The 19,878-nt window shown below is 71.6% G+C and carries 19 protein-coding genes; 13 read left to right on the top strand and 6 right to left on the bottom strand.

Annotation, left to right across the window (positions count from 1 at the left end):
• Positions 1-40: 40 nt before the first annotated feature.
• Positions 41-1,279, bottom strand: a complete 1,239-nt coding sequence (locus ACKUU6_RS09410; RefSeq protein WP_407988034.1) for an acyltransferase family protein — start codon at positions 1,277-1,279, stop codon at positions 41-43.
• Between the two features lie 426 nt (positions 1,280-1,705).
• On the opposite strand from ACKUU6_RS09410, the gene ACKUU6_RS09405 reads away from it, so the two are divergent.
• Both ACKUU6_RS09405 and ACKUU6_RS09400 read left to right on the top strand, forming a co-directional pair.
• Positions 1,706-2,956, top strand: a complete 1,251-nt coding sequence (locus ACKUU6_RS09405) for a choice-of-anchor A family protein (protein WP_407988033.1) — start codon at positions 1,706-1,708, stop codon at positions 2,954-2,956.
• A 170-nt stretch (positions 2,957-3,126) separates the two neighbouring features.
• Positions 3,127-3,687, top strand: coding sequence for an LAETG motif-containing sortase-dependent surface protein (locus tag ACKUU6_RS09400; protein ID WP_407988032.1), 561 nt, complete (start codon positions 3,127-3,129; stop codon positions 3,685-3,687).
• Positions 3,688-3,691: 4 nt separating this feature from the next.
• On the opposite strand, the gene ACKUU6_RS09395 is transcribed toward ACKUU6_RS09400, so the two are convergent.
• Both ACKUU6_RS09395 and ACKUU6_RS09390 read right to left on the bottom strand, forming a co-directional pair.
• Positions 3,692-4,459 (bottom strand): ABC transporter permease, encoded by a 768-nt coding sequence (locus ACKUU6_RS09395; RefSeq protein ID WP_407988031.1) that lies wholly within the window; start codon positions 4,457-4,459, stop codon positions 3,692-3,694.
• Complete coding sequence (locus ACKUU6_RS09390) at positions 4,456-5,379, bottom strand: ABC transporter ATP-binding protein (RefSeq protein WP_407988030.1); 924 nt, start codon at positions 5,377-5,379, stop codon at positions 4,456-4,458. Before ACKUU6_RS09390 ends, ACKUU6_RS09395 begins: the two co-directional genes overlap by 4 nt.
• A 162-nt stretch (positions 5,380-5,541) precedes the next feature.
• Between ACKUU6_RS09390 and ACKUU6_RS09385 the strand changes: the two genes are divergently transcribed.
• From ACKUU6_RS09385 to ACKUU6_RS09350, 8 genes are read left to right on the top strand one after another with little or no spacing between them, the layout of a single operon-like run.
• Positions 5,542-6,381 (top strand): helix-turn-helix transcriptional regulator, encoded by an 840-nt coding sequence (locus tag ACKUU6_RS09385; protein WP_407992075.1) that lies wholly within the window; start codon positions 5,542-5,544, stop codon positions 6,379-6,381.
• A complete protein-coding gene (sufB, locus tag ACKUU6_RS09380; RefSeq protein ID WP_407988029.1) occupies positions 6,378-7,793 on the top strand; it encodes a Fe-S cluster assembly protein SufB in 1,416 nt (471 codons plus the stop codon). The genes ACKUU6_RS09385 and sufB overlap by 4 nt, the downstream gene beginning before the upstream one ends.
• A 55-nt stretch (positions 7,794-7,848) precedes the next feature.
• Positions 7,849-9,081: a Fe-S cluster assembly protein SufD gene (gene sufD, locus ACKUU6_RS09375; RefSeq protein WP_407988028.1), complete on the top strand. Its 1,233-nt coding sequence runs from the start codon at positions 7,849-7,851 to the stop codon at positions 9,079-9,081.
• The gene (locus ACKUU6_RS09370) at positions 9,081-9,398 is read left to right on the top strand and encodes a bifunctional 3-phenylpropionate/cinnamic acid dioxygenase ferredoxin subunit (RefSeq protein WP_407988027.1); all 318 of its coding nucleotides are present in this window, start codon (positions 9,081-9,083) and stop codon (positions 9,396-9,398) included. The genes sufD and ACKUU6_RS09370 overlap by 1 nt, the downstream gene beginning before the upstream one ends.
• A 6-nt stretch (positions 9,399-9,404) precedes the next feature.
• Complete coding sequence (sufC, locus tag ACKUU6_RS09365; protein ID WP_407988026.1) at positions 9,405-10,169, top strand: Fe-S cluster assembly ATPase SufC; 765 nt, start codon at positions 9,405-9,407, stop codon at positions 10,167-10,169.
• 29 nt (positions 10,170-10,198) lie between these two features.
• Entirely contained in the window at positions 10,199-11,452 is a 1,254-nt protein-coding gene (locus tag ACKUU6_RS09360; RefSeq protein ID WP_407992074.1) for a cysteine desulfurase, read from the top strand.
• A 14-nt stretch (positions 11,453-11,466) separates the two neighbouring features.
• A complete protein-coding gene (gene sufU / locus ACKUU6_RS09355; protein WP_407988025.1) occupies positions 11,467-11,913 on the top strand; it encodes a Fe-S cluster assembly sulfur transfer protein SufU in 447 nt (148 codons plus the stop codon).
• A 20-nt stretch (positions 11,914-11,933) separates the two neighbouring features.
• Positions 11,934-12,329 carry a metal-sulfur cluster assembly factor gene (locus ACKUU6_RS09350; RefSeq protein WP_403036140.1) on the top strand — a complete coding sequence of 132 codons (396 nt, stop codon included), beginning with the start codon at positions 11,934-11,936 and terminating at the stop codon, positions 12,327-12,329.
• 161 nt (positions 12,330-12,490) lie between these two features.
• On the opposite strand, the gene ACKUU6_RS09345 is transcribed toward ACKUU6_RS09350, so the two are convergent.
• A complete protein-coding gene (locus ACKUU6_RS09345; protein ID WP_407988024.1) occupies positions 12,491-13,819 on the bottom strand; it encodes an MFS transporter in 1,329 nt (442 codons plus the stop codon).
• Between the two features lie 355 nt (positions 13,820-14,174).
• On the opposite strand from ACKUU6_RS09345, the gene ACKUU6_RS09340 reads away from it, so the two are divergent.
• Positions 14,175-15,788 carry a hypothetical protein gene (locus tag ACKUU6_RS09340; RefSeq protein WP_407988023.1) on the top strand — a complete coding sequence of 538 codons (1,614 nt, stop codon included), beginning with the start codon at positions 14,175-14,177 and terminating at the stop codon, positions 15,786-15,788.
• 52 nt (positions 15,789-15,840) lie between these two features.
• On the opposite strand, the gene ACKUU6_RS09335 is transcribed toward ACKUU6_RS09340, so the two are convergent.
• Positions 15,841-16,284, bottom strand: a complete 444-nt coding sequence (locus tag ACKUU6_RS09335; protein WP_407988022.1) for an SRPBCC family protein — start codon at positions 16,282-16,284, stop codon at positions 15,841-15,843.
• A 6-nt stretch (positions 16,285-16,290) separates the two neighbouring features.
• Complete coding sequence (locus ACKUU6_RS09330; protein ID WP_407988021.1) at positions 16,291-16,737, bottom strand: VOC family protein; 447 nt, start codon at positions 16,735-16,737, stop codon at positions 16,291-16,293.
• Positions 16,738-16,939: 202 nt separating this feature from the next.
• On the opposite strand from ACKUU6_RS09330, the gene ACKUU6_RS09325 reads away from it, so the two are divergent.
• The gene (locus ACKUU6_RS09325) at positions 16,940-18,115 is read left to right on the top strand and encodes a hypothetical protein (protein ID WP_407988020.1); all 1,176 of its coding nucleotides are present in this window, start codon (positions 16,940-16,942) and stop codon (positions 18,113-18,115) included.
• A 225-nt stretch (positions 18,116-18,340) separates the two neighbouring features.
• Positions 18,341-19,822 (top strand): alkaline phosphatase PhoX, encoded by a 1,482-nt coding sequence (locus ACKUU6_RS09320; protein ID WP_407988019.1) that lies wholly within the window; start codon positions 18,341-18,343, stop codon positions 19,820-19,822.
• The last annotated feature ends 56 nt before the right edge of the window (positions 19,823-19,878 follow it).

Raw genomic sequence — 19,878 nt, 5'->3', positions numbered from 1 at the left:
CCTGACAGATGATCAATGCGCACCCCCCTCCACTGCCGCGCTACCCGGCGCGGCGACGTCCCCTGTTCCGGCGGGGCCAGGGGAAGAGCCGCGGTGGGCGCCCGGCGGCCAGGTCCTCGATCCAGCCGAAGGTCAGCACGAACAGGGCGATCAGCGGCAGGGCGACGAACAGCTGTGGATAGGGGGTCCGCAGCAGCCAGCCCAGGTTCTCGGCCGCCCAGTCGCTGCGCCAGGCCAGGTCGACGATAGGCACCGAGAGTTCGAGGGCCATGGTGTGCCAAAGGTAGACGCTCACCGCCCGGGCGTTGAGCAGGCTGATCAGCCCGTTCCAGCGTTGCAGCGGCCCCGGCCAGTCCTGCCAGGACGGGCTGAGGTGGAGCAGCAGCAGGACGAAGCCGAACGACCAGACCGCCTGCGCGATCGGCACGCTCTCCAGGTCGCCGACCTCGCCGGGGTCGAGCACCGGACGGCTGCTCATCCACCAGTAGCCGGCCAGCATGATCAGCGGGGCGATCGACGGTGCGACGTACTGCGGCAGCTTGCGCAGCAGCCCCTCCTGGTGGGCCATGCCGAGCACCCAGCAGGAGCCGAAGGTGGTGAAGTCGGAGAGGGTCTCCCAGATCCGGCCGTCCTGCGGGACCAGGCCGGAACAGAGCGCCATGGCCAGCGGGGTGAGGATGGTCACCACCGGGAAGCGGCGCAGCGCCTTGAGCATCAGCGGCGAGAGCAGCACGTACCAGAGGTAGGCCCGCAGGTACCAGAGCGGCACCCCGACCTGCTCGGCCCAGCTGTGCTCCAGGATGCCGCCGAAGCCGGGCAGCGAGCCCTCGGCGAACGGCGGGGTGCTCAGCGGCAGCACCCAGAAGACCAGCTTGCCCCACCACCAGTTGGGGTGGCCCTCGGCGTTCGGACCCCAGCCGTCGAGCAGGCTCAGGCCGATCGTGATGACGCCGAACAGCCAGAGCGGCGGCAGCAGTCGGCGCAGCCGCCCCCGGATCACGGTGATCGCGGGACGGCTCAGCGAACGGGCCATCAGCGAGCCGGCCAGCGCGAACATCACGCCCATCGAGGGGAAGACCAGCGGCAGCCAGGCCCAGTTGAAGTTGTGGTAGAGCACCACTCGGAACAGCGCCAGGGCGCGCAGCAGGTCGAGGTACCGGTCCCGGCCGCCGGACCGGGGCTTGGGAGCGGGCTCCTCCGCCGCGATGGGTTCCGGCGGCTGCGGGGGCGTCAGGACGCGCAACTCGAGGGTCTCGATGTGCTGCGGGAACGAGGACACGTCAGACCTCCAGGACGGTGGCCGAGACCTCGCCGGTGTGCCGGAGCTCCGGCCGTCGCTGGTCGACGGAGGCCGGTGCCGGTTCGGCGGGAGGGGAAAACTCGGGAGGCATGGCGGTCCGGCCCTTCACGGCTGGGTGCAGGCGTCGGGACGGCCACGACAGGGCCCTGCTGAGCCGACCGTAGTCGACCCCGACGACCTGATTCGGCGCCAATGTCCGGTCTGTGCTGGTCTGGTCCAAGCTTGTAATCGGATCGAAATTCCGTACACCTTCCGGGAGTGCGGCGCAGGCCCGCCCCGGTGCGGGGTCCGGAGCGGGACGTAGTGCGCAGAACGGGCACTGGTCTTGACCAGTGCCCGCTCGGGTCGACAGAGTGCGCCCTGACCCGTAGTTGCCCTACCGCACCAACAGCGGAGATCCTGCACATGCGCATATCCGTACCCGCCGCCGCGCTCGCGCTCGGTGGCACCCTCGCCCTCGGCACGCTCACCGCTCCGGCGGCCGTGGCGACCCCGGCTGCCGAGAACTGCCGCACCTTCGGGGTGGCCGACCGCTACGGCGAGTTCATCCAGGGGAACGACACCCATACCCCCGATGCCGAGGGCGCGGTCGCGATCGGCGGCAACGCCGACTTCACCGGCGGCTTCTCGGTCGGCAACGAGCTGACGGCCGACCAGGTGGCCGCGCTCCCGGGCGGCAACGCCCTGGTGGTCGGCGGGAACCTGACCGGGAACGTCCAGGTGATGAAGGGCAACGGCGTCTACGCCGGCAAGCTCAGCGGAACGGCCGAGGCGCACGCGGGCAAGGTCGTCCAGGGCCCGTCACCGATCGACTTCGCGGCGGAGTTCACCGCGCTGCGGTCGCTCTCCGCCGAGCTGGTCAAGCCCGGCGCGGGGACCATGGCCCTGGACGGGACGAAGCTCACCCTGACGGGCACCGACGCGACGCTGAACAGCTTCGTCCTCCCGAAGCACATGCTGACCGGGACCAAGGAGTTCTACCTCAAGGTGCCGGCCGGCTCCGTGACGGTGATCAGCTCGGTCGAGGACGGCTACGACCAGGAGCAGGCCGGCACCACCGGCTTCTTCCTCTGGGACGAGGCCACCAAGGCGTACGTGCACGACGACAAGTCGCAGAGCGCGGCCGGTGGCCGGATCAGGGCCCGGCTGCTCTGGAACTTCCCGAACGCCACCAAGGTGGTCAAGAAGAGCGGCAACGCCTGGCCGGGCAGCGTGCTGGCCCCGAACGCCGCCTTCGACCTGGGCAGCGGCGGCCCGGTGAACGGCTCGGTGATCGCCAAGTCGCTGACCGGAAAGGGCGGCGCGGAGACCCACCACTACCCGTTCGCCGGCTGCCTGCCGGCCGCCGTGGTGGTGACCCCGCCGCCGACCACCCCGGCGCCGAGCACCAGCGCCTCGCGGCCCGGGAGCCCGTCCGCGAGCACCAGTGGCAAGCCCACCCCGAGCGGTTCGCCGACCCCGAGCGGCAGCGGCAGCCCGTCCGCTCCGGCGACCGGCACGCCCGTCCCCAGCCCGTCGGCCCCGGGCGGAGGCGGCGGTCTGGCCTTCACCGGCGCGAGCGGCCTGCTGCCGCTGACCGTCGGCGGCGTGCTGGTGCTCGGCGCCGGCGTCGGCATCGCGGTGGCCGCCCGCCGTCGCGGCGCCCGCAGGGCCTGACGCTCCGGCAGTACGGTACGCACACCCGCCGATCGGTCCTGATCGGCGGGTGTGCGTTTTTTTCGTCAAGGCGGGCGGGTCGCGAGCCACTCGCCGGTAGAGTCCGCCCGAAGGTCCGTACGAGGGTCAAGAGCCTTGTCGGACAGGGTCGTTCGGGAGGGAAGATCGAGATGCGCCAGACATCCGGAAGGCTGATCGCGAGCGCGGCGGGGCTGGGGGCGCTGGCCCCGCTGCTGCTGGCCGGCGGTGCGCTGGCGGCCGTGCCGGTGCACAGCGCGGAGTGGACGCTGGCCTGCGACAAGGTAAGCGTCCAGGTGGCGGACTACAACCCGCAGTTCACCAACCGGATCACCCTCACGGTGGGCGGGGAGACGCTGCTCGACAAGAAGCAGTTCGGGGCCTCGTTCAGCCAGGACTTCCCGGTCAAGGCGCACACCAAGGACGTGGCGGTGGAGCTCGTCGTCACCACGGACGAGGAGCCGAAGAGTCCGGTCACCAAGACCGGTACGGTCGCGCCCTGCCCGGCATCGCCCTCGCCGACTCCGCCCCCCAAGGTCACGCCCACCCCGACTCCGCCCGCCGTGAGCAGGACGCCCACGCCGAAGCCCACCGGGCCGCAGCTGGCCGAGACCGGCGGCGGCAGCAACGCCGGCGTGATCGCGGCGGCCGGGGCCGGCGTGCTGGTCATCGGCGGCGCACTGGTCCTGGTCACCCGCCGCCGCTCGCGCTAAGTACCTACTCCCAGCGGAAGAACCGGGCTGCCAGCCCGAGACCGACCGCTGCCCAGGCGCCGAGGATGCCCAGGTCCGCCCAGGGCATCCCGGCGCCGCTCTGCAGGACGGCCCGCAGGCCGTCCGAGAGCGCGCTGATCGGCAGCAGCTCCAGCACCGGCCGGACCGCCGCCGGGAACTTCGCCAGCGGGACGACCACGCCGCCCGCCAGCAGCAGCAGGATGAAGACCAGGTTGGCGGCGGCCAGCGTGGCCTCGGCCCGCAGGGTGCCCGCCATCAGCAACCCGAGGCCGGAGAACGCGGCCGTGCCCAGCACCAGCAGCGCCGCCACCGCGAGCGGGTCGCCCTGCGGCGACCAACCCAGCGCGAGGGCGATCAGCGAGAGCAGGGCCACCTGGAGGACCTCGGTGACCAGCACGCAGCCGGTCTTCGCGGTCAGCAGCGCCCAGCGCGGCAACGGCGAGGCGCCCAGCCGCTTGAGCACGCCGTAGCGCCGCTCGAAACCGGTGGCGATCGCCTGCCCGGTGAACGCGGTGGACATCACCGCCAGCGCCAGCAGCCCGGGCGCGAGGAAGTCGACCCGTTTGCCGGGCCCGGTCACGTCGACCACGTCCACGGCGCTGAACAGCACCAGCAGCACGGTCGGGATCACCACGGTGAGCAGCAGCTGCTCCCCGTTGCGCAGCAGCATCCTGGTCTCGAACGCGGTCTGCGCCAGCAGCATCCGGCCGACCGGCGCGGTGCCGGGCCTCGGCTCGTAGGTGGTGGTCATCGCAGCTCCCGTCCGGTCAGTTCGAGGAAGACGTCTTCGAGGCTGCGCCGACGCACGGTCAGGCGCTCGGGCAGCACCCCGGCCGAGGCGCACCAGGCCGTCACGGTGGCCAGCAGCGCCGGGTCGAGCGGAGCCTCCACCCGGTACGAGCCGGGGCTCGGCTCGGTGGCCGAGGCGCCGTCCGGCAGCACCTTGTGCAGCGAGCCGAGGTCGAGACCGGCCGGGCCGTCGAAGTGCAGGCTGCTCTCCGAGCCGCCCCGGCAGAGCTCCTCGACGGTGCCCTCGGCGATCACCTTCCCGCCGTCCACGATCGCCACCCGGTCGGCCAGCTGCTCGGCCTCGTCCAGGTGATGGGTGGTCAGCACCACGGTGACGCCGTCCCGGCGCAGGTCGCGGACCAGCTCCCAGGTTGCCCGGCGGGCCTGCGGGTCGAGTCCGGCGGTGGGCTCGTCCAGGAAGACCAGCTCGGGGCGGCCGACCACGGCCATCGCCAGGGCGAGGCGCTGCTGCTGGCCGCCGGAGAGCCGCCGGTAGGCGGTCCGGCCGCAGGAGCCGAGGCCGAGCCGCTCGACCAGGGTGTCCACGTCGAGCGGGTGGGCGTGCAGCTTCGCGGTGTGCCTGAGCATCTCGACGGCGCGGGCGCCGGGGTAGACGCCGCCGGACTGGAGCATCACGCCGACCCGGGGCCGGAGCGCCCGGGCGTCCGCGACCGGGTCGAGGCCGAGCACCCGGACCGTGCCGACGTCCGGGCGGCGGAAGCCCTCGCAGGTCTCGATCGTGGTGGTCTTCCCGGCGCCGTTCGGCCCGAGCACGGCGGTCACGGTGCCGCGCGCGATGGTCAGGTCGAGACCGTCCACCGCCGTCTTCGGCCCGTACCGCTTCACCAGGCCGGTCACCTCGACCGCAGGTTCGCTATGCATACCGGGAGTCTAGGAGGCAACCCCTGAACCTCCCGCCGTGGGGCGTTCGATCATCTCCGCAGGTCAGGTAAGGCTTGCCTGCGTGATTGACACCACCGATGCGTCGTGGATCACGGGTTGTCCCTCCGGAACGAATTACGCAACAATCGTGTTGTGAAAAACATGCGCGAGTACGCCCAGCTGCCGGAGGCCGAGTCGGCCCCCGGTTCTGCGCTGCCCGCAGCCGAGGGGGACGGCCACCAGGCCACCCGGGACAGGGTCGCCCGGTCGATCCTGGACCACGGGCCCTCCTCCGCCGCCGACCTGGCCACCAGGCTCGGGCTGACCGCCGCCGCGGTCCGCCGGCACCTGGACGGTCTGGCCGCGGCCGGTCTGGTCGACGCCCGCGAGCAGCGGGTCTACGGCAGCCGCGGCCGGGGCCGTCCGGCCAAGGTCTTCGCCCTCACCGAATCCGGTCGGGACGCCTTCTACCAGGCCTACGACCAGCTCGCCGCCGACGCGCTGCGCTGGATCTCCGAGGCGGTCGGTGGCGGCAAGGCGGGCGAGGAGGCGGTCACCGCCTTCGCCCGGGCCCGCTTCGGACGCCAGGGCGACCGCTACCGCGACGCGCTGGAGCGGTCCGGGGCGGAGTCCCGTACGGAGGCACTCGCGCAGGCGCTGAGTGCCGACGGGTACGCTGCCACGGTGCGGCGAGTGCCCTCGGGAGCCTCTCCGGCGGCCCCGGCCGGCGCCCAGCTCTGCCAGCACCACTGCCCGGTCGCGCACATCGCCGAGCAGTTCCCGCAGCTCTGCGAGGCGGAGACCGAGGTCTTCTCCCAGCTCCTGGGCACCCATGTGCAAAGGCTGGCCACCATCGCCCACGGCGACGGGGTCTGCACCACCTATGTGCCGGCACCCGGTGCCGCATCGTCAGCAGGCACCCGCCCGCTGCCCGGTGCAGTGCCGACTGCCGGTACGTCTACTCCATCCGAACCTGCGTCCGCGCGGAGGAACCTCGCATGACTGACACCGTTTCGCACCCCGAGCTCGATGGTCTCGGCACCTACGAGTACGGCTGGTCCGACCCGGACGCCGCCGGTGCCACGGCCAAGCGCGGGCTGAGCGAGGAGGTCGTCCGCGACATCTCGGCGAAGAAGTCCGAGTCGGAGTGGATGCTCAACCTGCGTCTCAAGGGCCTGAAGCTGTTCGGCAAGAAGCCCATGCCGACCTGGGGTTCCGACCTCAGCGGCATCGACTTCGACAACATCAAGTACTTCGTTCGCTCCACCGAGAAGCAGGCCGAGTCCTGGGAGGACCTGCCCGCCGACATCAAGGCGACGTACGACAAGCTCGGCATCCCGGAGGCGGAGAAGCAGCGCCTGGTCGCCGGTGTCGCGGCGCAGTACGAGTCCGAGGTCGTCTACCACCAGATCCGCGAGGACCTGGAGGAGCAGGGCGTCATCTTCCTGGACACCGACACCGCGCTCAAGCAGTACCCGGAGATCTTCAAGGAGTACTTCGGCACCGTGATCCCGGTCGGCGACAACAAGTTCGCCGCGCTGAACACGGCCGTGTGGTCCGGTGGCTCGTTCATCTACGTGCCGAAGGGTGTCCACGTCGACATCCCGCTGCAGGCCTACTTCCGGATCAACACCGAGAACATGGGCCAGTTCGAGCGGACGCTGATCATCGTCGACGAGGACGCCTACGTCCACTACGTCGAGGGCTGCACCGCCCCGATCTACTCCTCGGACTCGCTGCACAGTGCCGTGGTCGAGATCATCGTCAAGAAGGGCGGCCGCTGCCGCTACACGACCATCCAGAACTGGTCGAACAACGTCTACAACCTGGTCACCAAGCGCGCCGTGGCGTACGAGGGCGCGACCATGGAGTGGGTCGACGGCAACATCGGCTCCAAGGTCACCATGAAGTACCCGGCCGTCTACCTGATGGGCGAGCACGCCAAGGGCGAGACGCTGTCCATCGCCTTCGCGGGCGAGGGCCAGCACCAGGACGCCGGCGCCAAGATGGTGCACATGGCGCCGAACACCTCGTCCAACATCGTCTCCAAGTCGGTGGCGCGCGGCGGTGGCCGGACGTCGTACCGCGGTCTGATCGAGATCGGCGAGGGCTCCAAGGGCGCCAAGTCCAACGTGCTCTGCGACGCGCTGCTGGTCGACACGATCTCGCGCTCCGACACCTACCCGTACGTGGACGTCCGCGAGGACGACGTGTCGATGGGTCACGAGGCCACCGTCTCCAAGGTCAGCGAGGACCAGCTCTTCTACCTGATGAGCCGGGGCATGACCGAGTTCGAGGCGATGGCGATGATCGTCCGTGGCTTCGTCGAGCCGATCGCGCGCGAGCTGCCGATGGAGTACGCGCTGGAGCTCAACCGGCTGATCGAGCTGCAGATGGAGGGCTCGGTCGGCTGACGCCAGCCGCCCGTAGTCCAGTCCGTTCCCCAGGAAAGAGAGCACCACGACAGCCATGGCTGACGTTCAGAACACCACCGGCTCGACGACCGCCGGTTCGATCGAGGTCGGGACCGCCGGGGCCGGTGCGCAGCTGGCCGGTCCCGGCACCGGCCGGGCCACCGTGCAGCAGCCGATCGACGCCCGCGTCGCGGTCAAGCCCTCGTACGACGTGACCGACTTCCCGGTGCCGCACGGCCGCGAGGAGGACTGGCGGTTCACGCCGATGCACCGCCTCGGCGGGCTGCACGACGGCACCGCCGCCGACGGCGCGTCGGGGACCGACAAGATCGAGCTGGGGCTGCCCGAGGGCGCCACGGCCGAGACCGTCGGTCGCGACGACGCCCGGCTGGGCAAGGCCGGCAAGCCGGTCGACCGGGTCGCCGCGCAGGCGTTCAGCGCCTTCGGCCAGGCCCTGGTCGTCACGGTGGCCCAGGACGCCGTGCTCACCGAGCCGGTGAAGATCGACGTGCACGGTGAGGGCGGCGTCGCCTTCGCCCACGTGCTGATCGAGGTCAAGCCGTTCGCCGAGGCGGTCGTGGTGCTCAACCACACCGGCACCGGCGTCCGCGCGGCCAACGTCGAGTTGGTGCTCGGCGACGGCGCCAAGCTCACCTTCGTCTCGGTCCAGGACTGGGACCGGGACGCGGTGCACGTCGCCCAGCAGACCGCGCTGATCGGCCGGGACGCCTCGCTCAAGTCCGTCGTGGTCACCTTCGGCGGCGACCTGGTCCGGCTGCACCCGCGGGTCAACTACGCGGGCCCCGGCGGCGAGGCCGAGCTGTACGGCCTGTACTTCGCGGACGCCGGCCAGCACCTGGAGCACCGCCTGGTGATCGACCACGACACCCCGCACTGCCGGTCCAACGTGGTCTACAAGGGCGCGCTGCAGGGCAAGGACGCGCACGCGGTCTGGGTCGGCGACGTGCTGATCCGCGCCGCCGCCGAGGGCACCGACACCTACGAGCACAACCGCAACCTGGTGCTCACCGACGGCGCCCGGGTCGACTCGATCCCGAACCTGGAGATCGAGACCGGCGAGATCGTCGGCGCCGGCCACGCCTCGGCGACCGGCCGCTTCGATGACGAGCAGCTCTTCTACCTGCAGTCCCGCGGCATCCCGGCCGACGACGCGCGGCGCCTGGTGGTCCGCGGCTTCTTCGCCGAGCTGGTCCAGCAGATCGGCGTCGCCGAGATCCAGGACCAGCTGATGGAGAAGATCGAGGCCGAGCTCGAGGCGACGGTCTGATGAGCTTCCTCCGAGCCTGCTCGCTGAGCGAGCTGGCGGAAGACACGCCCAAGCGCGTCGAGCTGAACGGCGTACCGGTCTCGATCGTCCGCACCGAGGGCGAGGTGTTCGCGATCAACGACATCTGCTCGCACGCGAACGTGTCGCTCTCCGAGGGCGAGGTCGAGGACTGCGCGATCGAGTGCTGGCTGCACGGCTCCAGCTTCGACCTGCGCACCGGGAAGCCCTCCGGGCTGCCCGCGACCAGGCCGGTCCCCGTCTACCCCGTAAAGATCGAAGGGGACGATGTGCTCGTCTCCGTCAACCAGGAGTCCTGAGTACATATGGCAACGCTTGAAATCCGTGACCTGCACGTCTCCGTCGAGACCGAGAGCGGCCCCCGCGAGATCCTCAAGGGCGTCGACCTGACGGTCAAGCAGGGCGAGACCCACGCCATCATGGGCCCGAACGGCTCCGGCAAGTCCACCCTGGCGTACACGCTGGCCGGGCACCCGAAGTACACCGTCACCGGCGGCTCGGTGCTGCTGGACGGCGAGGACGTGCTGGAGATGTCCGTCGACGAGCGCGCCCGGGCCGGCGTCTTCCTGGCCATGCAGTACCCGGTCGAGGTCCCCGGCGTCTCGGTCTCCAACTTCCTGCGCACCGCCGCCACCGCCATCCGTGGCGAGGCCCCGAAGCTGCGGCTCTGGGTCAAGGAGGTCAAGGAGGCGATGGCCGCCCTGCAGATGGACCCGGCCTTCGCCGAGCGCAACGTGAACGAGGGCTTCTCCGGCGGCGAGAAGAAGCGCCACGAGATCCTCCAGCTGGAGCTGCTCAAGCCGAAGATCGCCATCCTCGACGAGACCGACTCCGGCCTCGACGTGGACGCGCTCCGCCAGGTCTCCGAGGGCATCAACCGGGTCGCCTCCTCCGGCGAGGTGGGCACCCTGCTGGTGACGCACTACACCCGGATCCTCAAGTACATCAAGCCCGACTTCGTGCACGTCTTCTCGGCCGGCCGGATCGTCGAGTCCGGTGGCGCCGAGCTGGCGGACAAGCTGGAGAACGAGGGCTACGCGGCATACGTGAAGGGCGGCGCTTCCGAGTGACAACCCATCCCGACTCGGCGCTCGCCGGTCTGCTGGCCGAGGCACAGGAGTTCGGCGACGCGATCCGCAAGGACTTCCCGATCCTGCAGCGGGTGCTGCACGACGACAAGCCCCTGGTCTACCTGGACAACGCGGCGACCTCGCAGAAGCCCCAGCAGGTGCTCGACGCGCTGAACGGCTACTACGAGCGGCACAACGCCAACGTGCACCGCGGCGTGCACGTGCTGGCCGAAGAGGCCACGGCGCTGTACGAGGGCGCCCGTGACAAGGTCGCCGCGTTCATCAACGCGCCGAGCCGGGACGAGGTGATCTTCACCAAGAACGCCTCGGAGTCGCTCAACCTCGTGGCGAACATGCTGGGCTGGGCCGAGGAGCCGTACCGCGTCGACGCCGACGCGGAGGTGGTCATCACCGAGATGGAGCACCACTCCAACATCGTGCCGTGGCAGCTGCTCGCGCAGCGCACCGGCGCGACGCTGAAGTGGTTCGGCCTGACCGACGAGGGCCGGCTCGACCTGTCGAACATCAACGAGCTGATCAACGAGAAGACGAAGATCGTCTCCTTCACGCTGGTCTCCAACCTGATGGGCACGGTCAACCCGGTCGAGGCGATCGTCCGGCGTGCCCAGGACGTCGGCGCGCTGGTGCTGATCGACGCCTCGCAGGCCGCTCCGCACATGGTGCTCGACGTGCAGGAGCTGGGCGCCGACTTCGTCGCCTTCACCGGCCACAAGATGCTGGGCCCGACGGGCATCGGCGTGCTGTGGGGCCGTCAGGAACTGCTGGAGGACCTCCCGCCGTTCCTCGGCGGCGGCGAGATGATCGAGACCGTCACCATGGGCGCCTCGACCTACGCCCCGGCCCCGCACAAGTTCGAGGCGGGCACCCCGCCGATCGCCCAGGCAGTCGGGCTCGGTGCGGCCATCGACTACCTGTCGGCCATCGGCATGGACCGGATCGCGGAGCACGAGCACACCCTCACCGAGTACGCGGTGCAGCGGCTGCTGGAGGTCCCCGACCTGCGGATCATCGGCCCGCGCACGGCCGTCGACCGCGGTGCGGCGATCTCCTTCGTGCTCGGCGACATCCACCCGCACGATGTGGGGCAGGTGCTGGACGAGCAGGGCATCGCGGTCCGGGTCGGCCACCACTGCGCGCGGCCGGTCTGCCTGCGGTACGGAATCCCCGCGACCACGCGGGCGTCGTTCTACCTGTACTCGACGCCGGCCGACGTCGACGCCCTGATCGACGGTCTGCACCACGTCCGGAACTTCTTCGGCTGAGGGGTGAGCGCGGAATGAAGCTCGACTCGATGTACCAGGAGATCATCCTGGAGCACTACAAGAACCCCCACGGCAAGGGGCTGCGGGACGGCGACGCCGAGGTGCACCACGTCAACCCGACCTGCGGCGACGAGATCACCCTGCGGGTGCGGCTCGACGGCGCGGTCATCGCCGACGTCTCGTACGAGTCCCAGGGCTGCTCGATCAGCCAGGCCAGCGCCTCGGTGCTGAACGACCTGGTGGTCGGCAAGTCCGTGGGCGAGGCACAGGCGATCCAGGAGGCCTTCCTGGAGCTCATGCAGAGCAAGGGCCAGGGCGTCGGCGACGAGGACGTACTGGAGGACGCGGTCGCGTTCGCCGGTGTCTCCAAGTTCCCGGCCCGGGTCAAGTGCGCGCTGCTGAGCTGGATGGCCTGGAAGGACGCCACCGCCAAGGCGCTCGCCGAACACCCCGCCGTCTGACGACCCCTAAGGAAACACTCATGAGCGACACCGAGGCCGGCACCCCGGCCGAGGCGGCGGCGCCCTCCACCGAGGGCCCGACCGTGATCGTCGGCACCACGGCCGGCACCGTCTCCGTCGAGGACCTGACCGAGGCCCTGATGGACGTTGTCGACCCCGAACTGGGCATCGACGTCGTCAACCTTGGCCTGATCTACGGCATCCACATCGACGAGTCCGACGTGGCCACCATCGACATGACCCTCACCTCGGCGGCCTGCCCGCTCACCGACGTGATCGAGGACCAGGCCAAGACCGCCACCGACGGCCTGGTCCAGGACCTCAGGATCAACTGGGTCTGGATGCCGCCGTGGGGCCCGGACAAGATCACCGACGACGGCCGCGACCAGCTGCGGGCGCTCGGCTTCAACGTCTGATCGAGCGTCACAGAAGGGCCCGGCTCTCCTCGCGGAGGGTCGGGCCCCTCTGCTTACAACGGGCACGTGCAACTGGGCTCACCGAGTTTGGCTTGCGGGTGCGCAGTCTTCCGGTTCGCTCAGTTCCCCGCGCCCTGTTGGCGCAGCCAATCCCGCAGTGTCTACCGGGCCGGTTGCCGCAGGACCGCGCCGGCCAGGCCGAGGCAGGCCAGGGCGGCCATCCCGACGAAGCCGCTGACGGCCGGGAGCAGGCCGTAGTGCTGGCTCAGGGCGCCGACGCCGACGATCGGCAGGGAGGAGCCGAGGTAGACGATGACCCAGAGGGTGGAGAGCTCGCTGCCGCGGCGTTCGGGGTTCATCGCGGCGACGGCGGTGGTGAAGAGGGAGCGGAAGGCCACGCCCTGGCAGGAGCCGCCGAGGATGCTGCCGAGGAAGAGCAGCGCCGGGGTGCCGGTGTAGAGGGCGGTGACCACCAGGGCGAGGCCGGTGGCCAAGCCCGCCATGCCGAGGGCGATCACCAGGCGGTCGGCGGTGGGCGGGACCAGCAGCTGGGCGGTGGCCGAGGAGCCGAGCAGCAGGGCGGCCACCACCGCGCCGGTGAGCGAGGAGGTGGTGTCGAGCAGCTTGGCGGAGAAGGCCGGGGCCAGGCTGAGGTAGACGCCGAAGACCGCGTAGGAGACGAAGCCCGCGCCGGAGGCGAGCAGGAACTCCCGGCGGCCGGTGCGCGGCAGGCGCAGGCGCTGCGGGCGCAGGTGGGCGGGGGTGGTGATGCGCGGCGGGGCGGCGGGCGGCCGCTGGCGTCCGGGCATCCGGGGGTGCACCAGGGCGAGCGGGACGCAGAGCGCCAGCAGCGCGATGGCGTGCAGCAGGAACGGCGTCAGCAGCGGGTGTTCGCCGGAGGAGAGGGTGGCGCCGACCACCGGGCCGAGAGCCACGCCGCCGGCCGAGCAGGCCAGGGTGAGCTTGGCGGCCAGCGTCGGGCGGTCGGGCAGCAGGTCGCCGAGGGCGGCGCCGGCCGCGCCGGTGGCGAAGCCGACCGCGATGCCTTGGACGGCCCGGCCGAGGGCCAGCTGCCAGAAGCTGTCCGCGGTGGCGAACAGGACGTCGCCGCCGGCCGCGAGGGCCACGGCGGGCAGGATCATCGCGCGTCGGCCGAGGTGGTCGGACCAGTGGCCGACCGCGGCCAGCACCGGGACCAGCGCGAAGACGTACACGGTGAAGAGGACGGTGGTGTCGAGCGCGGTCAGGCCGAGCTGTCGCTGGAGCACCGGGTAGATCGGGGTGGCCAGGTTGGCGCCGATCAGCAGGAACAGCAGGGCGGCGGCCACCAGGCCGACGCGGATGCCGCGCAGCGCGTTCCAGCGGCTGATCGCGGCGAGCTGGAGCTGCGTACGCGGTGCGAGCTCCAGAGGGAGCAGGGCCTCCGAGAGCCGGCGTCCTTCGAACTGTGCAGTGGACAGTCCGGCGCCGGCGGGGGAGAGGTCCGCCATGTCAGGGATCTCCTGTGGCCGGGCACCACCGTGGGCCGGACCTGGCCTGGGGTGGTGGCCGGACGGTGGGCCCTGGTGGGGCGGGGGTGTACGGGGTTGGGCTTCGTTGCCCGGGGCCGGTACCAGGGTTTTGCACCGTTCCTGATGCAGGATACGTGGTCAGAGCGGTGCCGAGGCCCCGTGCCGGGTGTCGGATCCGCCACGTCGGCAGGTGCGGGACCGACTCCGTCAGCTCACCCGGTCGTGTGGTGGGTACCGGCGGGTGGGCGCCGGTACGGATACGCTGAGCTGACGGACCGCCACCCAGACGGTCCCTCCGGCAGTGACCACCGCCACCACGGGAGACCTCGCAACGATGTCCGGACGCAGCAGCAGCACCCCTGACAACCCGTCGGAGACCCCGTCGGACCGCGCGGCTGCCGAGCGCCTGCTGCCCGCCGACTTCGACCTGGCGGACCTGTACGGGGCCTTCGCCGCGCACGGGCAGGACGAGGACCAGGACGACGCGGCGGTGCTGGTACCCCCGATCCAGCTGCCCTCCGAACGGGAGCTGGCCGATGCCGCGCTCGCGGTGCCGCTGATCGCGCACGCGCTGAAGCTGGCCCGCTGGGCCGCGCCGCACCGTCGGGTGGACGAGTTCGGCGACCTGGTCGAGGAGGACCGGACGCCGGCCGCCGAGCTGCTCGGACTCGGCGGCGGCAGCGAGGGTGAGGGTGGGGACGACGAGGCCGAGGTCGAGGCGATGCGGGCCTGGTCGCTGGCCTGTGACCTGGACCTGGTGGAGATCGGCACCACCGAGGCGGGCGAGCACGTGGCGATCCCCGGTCCGGACCTGGAGCCGGCCGAGGCGGGTGACGAGGAGACGGTCCTGGAGCTCTGGCTGACCGCCGCCGGGATCGTCCGGGAGCTGGCCGCCGAGGCGGACTCGCTGGACCTGGCGGACGAGGACGCCGAGGCCGAGGAGGACGACGAGGAGCGGCTCGCGGCGGTGGAGGAGTCCCGCCGGGCGGCGGCCGAGCTGCTGGACGAGGCGCTCCAGGTGCTCTACGAGACCACCGCCTTCGCCGAGCCCGGCGAGGAGACCGTGCCGCTGGGCGTGCTGGCCGCGCTGTTGGTGGTGCCGGAAGGCGAGGAGCCGGACGAGGAACTGCTCGGCGACATCACCGATCTGATGATCACTCTGGACCCGATGCTGAGCGATCTGGCGGAGCTGGGTCTGCTGGAGCACCAGCCGATCGACCCCGAGCTGTTCGAGGAGGAGGACTCCCCGGTCGGCGAGGGCGAGCTGAGTGACGAGGAGTCGGCCCGGTTCGGGCTGGTCCGGCTGACCCCGCTCGGCCAGTACGCGGTCCGGCAGTGGCTGCTGGAGGAGGGCTACGACGCTCCGCTGGTGGGCGAGTTGGCCCAAGGTGATGCCGAGGCGCTGCTGCGGGCGGTCTCCGAGACCGCGAACGTGCTGCCCGAGCGCGAGGTGCTGGTCTGGCTGGCCGGACGCGACCCGGAGACCGCAGCCCGCGAGCTGCTGGCGGCCTCCCGGGGGACCGACCAGCACAGCCCGGTCCGGCGGATGCTCAGCGTGCAGGCGCTGGAGACGATCGGCGAGGCGGCCCGGCCGGCCGCGGCCGAGGTGCTGGACGACCCGGAGCTGGGCGGGGCGGTCCGGGCCTGGCTGCGCGGGCAGGGCCAGGAGGTGACGCCGCCGGAGCGCGGCATGGTGCTGTGGACGCTGGTGGACGGCTTCGCCGCCCAGCTGCTGACCAGCGAGGGCGACGCCGAGGTGCTGCACCGGCTGATCGCGGAGCTGCCGGTGACCGACAACCCGGCCAGCTACTTCGGCGAGCTGTGGCGGGTCAGGCACCCGTACACGGCGGACGTGCTGGAGGCGATCGGCGAGCTGCACCTGAACCGTACGGTGGCCAAGGAGGCGCGGAAGGCCGCGTTCAAGGCGCGCTCGCAGCAGAACGGCTGACGTCGGCGGTCCACCGGGCACCTGGGGCCGCGCTCGCGCGGAGCGGTTGAGGTCAGCGGGTCAGCAGGCGCCGGAGGCCGCGCTCGCCGCTGCGCATCATCGCCGCGTGGTTGGCCAGGAAGAGCGGGCGGGCGACCGGGGCCAGTCGGCGCATCAGGGCCTTCGCCGGGCGGACCTCCTCCTGGAAGACCACCCGGCTGCCGGTGACCTCGGGGTGGACCGTCCAGCGGGACCAGCCGACCAGGTCGCCGGTCAGCTCGGCGGCCAGGGTCAGGGCCACCGTGTCCTGCTCCCGTTCGGTGACGGTCAGCCGGATCCGGTAGGGCAGTGCGGAACGTATCACCAGCTCGCCGCTGTGGTCGGTCAGCCGGTGCACCGAGCGCACCTGCCGCCACCACCGCGGGTAGTGCTCGACGTCCCGGAGGATCCGGTAGACCCCGAGCGGCTCGGCGGGGAGCTGCCAGACCGAGGTCAGCCGGTAGTGGTTGGCGTCCACCGGGGGCTACGGGAGGTCGAGTTGGCCGGAGTCGGTGAAGGGGAAGAAGGGGTTGTGCGCCAGCTCCCAGAGGTGGCCGTCGAGGTCCTCGAAGTAGCCCGAGTAGCCGCCCCAGTCGGTGGCGGCCGGGGGCTTGACCACGGTGGCGCCGGCCCCGACCGCGACCGCCAGGGCGGCGTCGACCTGCTCGGGTGACTCCAGGTTCACCGCCAGCGTGACGCCGCGGAAGGAGGGCTCGCCCGTCGCGGGGATGCCCGCGTCGGCGGCCAGCTCCTCGGTGGGGAAGAGGCCGAGCGCCGAGTCGGCGGTGCGGAACCAGACGATGTCGTCGTTGGAGGCGGCGGAGCGCGCCCAGCCGAGCGCCTGGTAGAAGGCGGTGCTGGCGGCCAGGTCGGTCACCCCGAGGGTGACGATGCTGATCCTGGCAGGGAAGGCCGGAGTGGCTGCGGTCATACCTCCCAGAGTAGGCAAGGCTACTGACAATCCCGGCCGGACGGGGCCGGGAAGCCGGGCTGCCAACCGTACGAGCGAAGCTGATGGCCCAGTGGGTCCGGGCCCCGTATCGTGGGGCGGACGCGACGCGGGGTGCCGGGCCAGGCCCGGTGCGGTCCGTCGTGGACGACGGTCAGGCGAGCACGCGGGGGTGCGGCAGAGGATGACGAGGCAGAACGCGACCAGGCCCCAGGAGCCCGAGGACTACTACGCCGACCACGAGGAGCACAGCCGCCGGGTGCTCGCGGACGCGGACTTCCCTGTCTACGGGGTCGACCGTTCGGAGCGCGGCCCGGGCCTGCACCGTGCCGACCCGGCGCGCGGCGCCGCGGGCGCGCCCCCGGCGGTCCCCGATCCGCCCGAGGACAGCGACGCGCTCGCCGAGTACGAGGTGCAGAACGGCCGGCTGGGCTGGGTCGAGGTCCGCTCGGGCGACTGGAGTTCCGCCGATGGCCCCTATGTGACGGTCCGTACCTACCGCCCCGGCGCCGAGCAGCAGCCGCTGCCGGAGCTGGAGGACGTGGTCGAGGACGAACGCGACCGGGTCTACGAGCAGTTGGAGATCGACGAGGGTGACGGCCCGGGAGCGGTCCGGGCCCTGCGTGAGTGGATCACGGTCGAGGGCGAGCCCCGGGCGGTGCAGATCCACGAGGACCGCCGCCCCGAGGGCGGGACCCCGGCCCCGGTCTGGGCAGGCCGGCTGCGGGTGGACGGCGTGACCGTCCAGGTGACCGGGCGCGGCGTCCCGCCGGGCGGCGTCGAGCTGCGCCGGATCGAGGACTTCGAGAAGTACGTGCTGGGCCGTACCGACCTGATGCGCAAGCTGGCCCGCCAGCAGGCCCAGCGGGCCATCCTGGAGGAGCGCGAACTCCCGCCGGTGGCGGGCCTGGAGGCGCACCGGGCGGTGGTCGAGCACGCGGTGCACGAGGCGGTGGTGCTGGCGGCGCAGGCCCGGGCCAGGCGGGTGCCGAGGCTGCCCAGGCGGCTGCGCGGCGAGGCGGGCGCGGTGCGCTGGGAGGCGGCCGTCCGGCAGCAGATGCGGCTGGCCTCGGAGACCAGGGACGAGGCGGGCGACGCGGTCACCGCGATGGTCAACCACCTGACCAGGCTGGCGCAGAACACCGACTGGGCGATCGGCACGCCGGAGGGCCAGGCCGCCGTCGAGGAGGTCATCCGGTTCACCGTCTTCGCCAGCGAGGTGCCCAGCCTCCCGGCCCAACGGGCCTGGGAGCGCCTCTGGTTGGGCGGTGCGCCGCGCACCCCGGGCAGCGCGCCGGTGACCGAGGAGGCCTGGCTGACCGCCTGGGAGCAGTGGCGGGTGGAGCGGGTCGAACGCTGACGGTCCGTCGGGCCGGGAGTTGACGGGCCGTATCCGATCTGACGGTGCCCCGTCCGCTTGTTCGGATACGGTCCGCAAATCACCACCCGGAGGCGGTGTCCGGTTCACCAGGGGTTCATCGCGGGCGCGGAGTCTGCTGGTCGGCGGCGGCCCACTCGCCGTCACCGAGTACGCCGTCGGCCGGGAACGTCCGGACAGCGGCCCCACCTCACAGGAGTGACTCATATGTCGCTGTCCCGCCGGGACTTCGTCAACCGTTCCACCGCCATCGGGGCCGGCGTCCTGATCGCCGGCAGCGCCGAGGTGCTGGCCACCGCCCCCGGTGCCGTCGCCGCGCCGTCCGGCGGCGAGGCCCCCGCCGCCGAGTCCGCCGAGGCGGCCCGCTGCGCCACCGGCTACGGCGAGCTGCTCCCCGACCCGGACGGCATCCTCGCGCTGCCGCGCGGCTTCAAGTACCAGGTGATCACCTACACCGGCAAGACCAAGCTGGTCACCGGTGAGAGCACCCCCAGCAACCACGACGGCACCGCGGCCTTCGACGGCCCGCGCGGTGGCACCGTGCTGGTGAACAACCACGAGATCCGCGGCCCGCGCACCAACTTCCCGCACCCGGTGCCGCTGCTGGACGGGCACGTCTACGACCCGGGCGCGGGCGGCGGCTGCACCGTGGTCGAGGTCCGCAAGAACGGCAAGGAGGTCAGGGAGTGGGTCGGCATCGCCGGCACCTCGACCAACTGCGCCGGTGGCGCGACCCCCTGGGGCACCTGGCTGACCGGCGAGGAGACCGAGGACAAGGCCGGCCAGAACGGCATGACCAAGGACCACGGGTACATCTTCGAGGTCGACCCGCACGACCAGGACGCCAACCGTGACCCGCAGCCGATCAAGGCGCTCGGCCGGTACGCTCACGAGGCGGTCGTGGTGGACCAGAAGCGCGGCCACCTCTACCTGACCGAGGACGCCTCGAACCCGAACGGCCTGCTGTTCCGCTGGACCCCGCCGGCCGGTTTCAAGCACGGCAAGGGCAAGCTCCGCAAGCTGGCCGCCGACGCGGGCAAGCTGGAGGCCTTCAAGGTCTTCGACTCGCACGGCACCTTCGTCGACGACCTGTCCCGGGTCACCAAGGTCGGCAGCACCTACGGCGTGGACTGGGTGAACGTCCCGGACCGCGACGCCAAGACGGTCTCCGTGCGCAAGCAGTTCGCGGCCGGTGAGGTCACCCGCTCCCGCAAGCTGGAGGGCATGTGGTGGGGTGACGGCGGCTTCTACTTCGTCTCCAGCTTCGCCCGCACCGAGAGCCCGGTGCAGCACGACGGCCAGGTGTGGTTCTACGAGCCGAACCGGCGCACCATCACCCTCAAGGTGCTGCTGGGCGTCAACACCGACGTGGCCGGCGACCACGGCAACTTCGACGGCCCGGACAACATCACCGTCTCGCCGTACGGCGGCCTGGTCATCGCCGAGGACGGCGAGGGCGTGCAGCACCTCTTCGGCACCACCGAGGACGGCCGCACCTACCCGATCGCCCGCAACGACCTGAACATCGGCACCGCCGAGAAGCCGGAGTTCAGCGAGTTCACCGGCGTGACCTTCTCCGAGGACGGCCACACGCTGTTCGCCAACATCCAGGAGCCGGGCATCATGCTCGCCATCACCGGCCCGTGGTGGCGCCTGCGCCACCGCAGCGGCCACGGCTACAACGACTGACCCAGCGTCACCGGCTGCCCGTCGACCACTTCCGGTCGGCGGGCAGCCGTCGTTCC

It is taken from the genome of Kitasatospora sp. CMC57, assembly GCF_045866025.2.
In the GTDB taxonomy this organism is placed as follows: domain Bacteria; phylum Actinomycetota; class Actinomycetes; order Streptomycetales; family Streptomycetaceae; genus Kitasatospora.
This window is presented reverse-complemented; position numbering and strand designations above follow the sequence as displayed.

Coding starts and splice junctions, on each gene's coding strand:
- ACKUU6_RS09405 (WP_407988033.1), top strand. CDS start 1,706: ATGCGCATATCCGTACCCGCCGCCGCGCTCGCGCTCGGTGGCACCCTC.
- ACKUU6_RS09400 (WP_407988032.1), top strand. CDS start 3,127: ATGCGCCAGACATCCGGAAGGCTGATCGCGAGCGCGGCGGGGCTGGGG.
- ACKUU6_RS09395 (WP_407988031.1), bottom strand. CDS start 4,459: ATGACCACCACCTACGAGCCGAGGCCCGGCACCGCGCCGGTCGGCCGG.
- ACKUU6_RS09390 (WP_407988030.1), bottom strand. CDS start 5,379: ATGCATAGCGAACCTGCGGTCGAGGTGACCGGCCTGGTGAAGCGGTAC.
- ACKUU6_RS09385 (WP_407992075.1), top strand. CDS start 5,542: ATGCGCGAGTACGCCCAGCTGCCGGAGGCCGAGTCGGCCCCCGGTTCT.
- sufB (WP_407988029.1), top strand. CDS start 6,378: ATGACTGACACCGTTTCGCACCCCGAGCTCGATGGTCTCGGCACCTAC.
- sufD (WP_407988028.1), top strand. CDS start 7,849: ATGGCTGACGTTCAGAACACCACCGGCTCGACGACCGCCGGTTCGATC.
- ACKUU6_RS09370 (WP_407988027.1), top strand. CDS start 9,081: ATGAGCTTCCTCCGAGCCTGCTCGCTGAGCGAGCTGGCGGAAGACACG.
- sufC (WP_407988026.1), top strand. CDS start 9,405: ATGGCAACGCTTGAAATCCGTGACCTGCACGTCTCCGTCGAGACCGAG.
- sufU (WP_407988025.1), top strand. CDS start 11,467: ATGAAGCTCGACTCGATGTACCAGGAGATCATCCTGGAGCACTACAAG.
- ACKUU6_RS09350 (WP_403036140.1), top strand. CDS start 11,934: ATGAGCGACACCGAGGCCGGCACCCCGGCCGAGGCGGCGGCGCCCTCC.
- ACKUU6_RS09345 (WP_407988024.1), bottom strand. CDS start 13,819: ATGGCGGACCTCTCCCCCGCCGGCGCCGGACTGTCCACTGCACAGTTC.
- ACKUU6_RS09340 (WP_407988023.1), top strand. CDS start 14,175: ATGTCCGGACGCAGCAGCAGCACCCCTGACAACCCGTCGGAGACCCCG.
- ACKUU6_RS09330 (WP_407988021.1), bottom strand. CDS start 16,737: ATGACCGCAGCCACTCCGGCCTTCCCTGCCAGGATCAGCATCGTCACC.
- ACKUU6_RS09325 (WP_407988020.1), top strand. CDS start 16,940: ATGACGAGGCAGAACGCGACCAGGCCCCAGGAGCCCGAGGACTACTAC.
- ACKUU6_RS09320 (WP_407988019.1), top strand. CDS start 18,341: ATGTCGCTGTCCCGCCGGGACTTCGTCAACCGTTCCACCGCCATCGGG.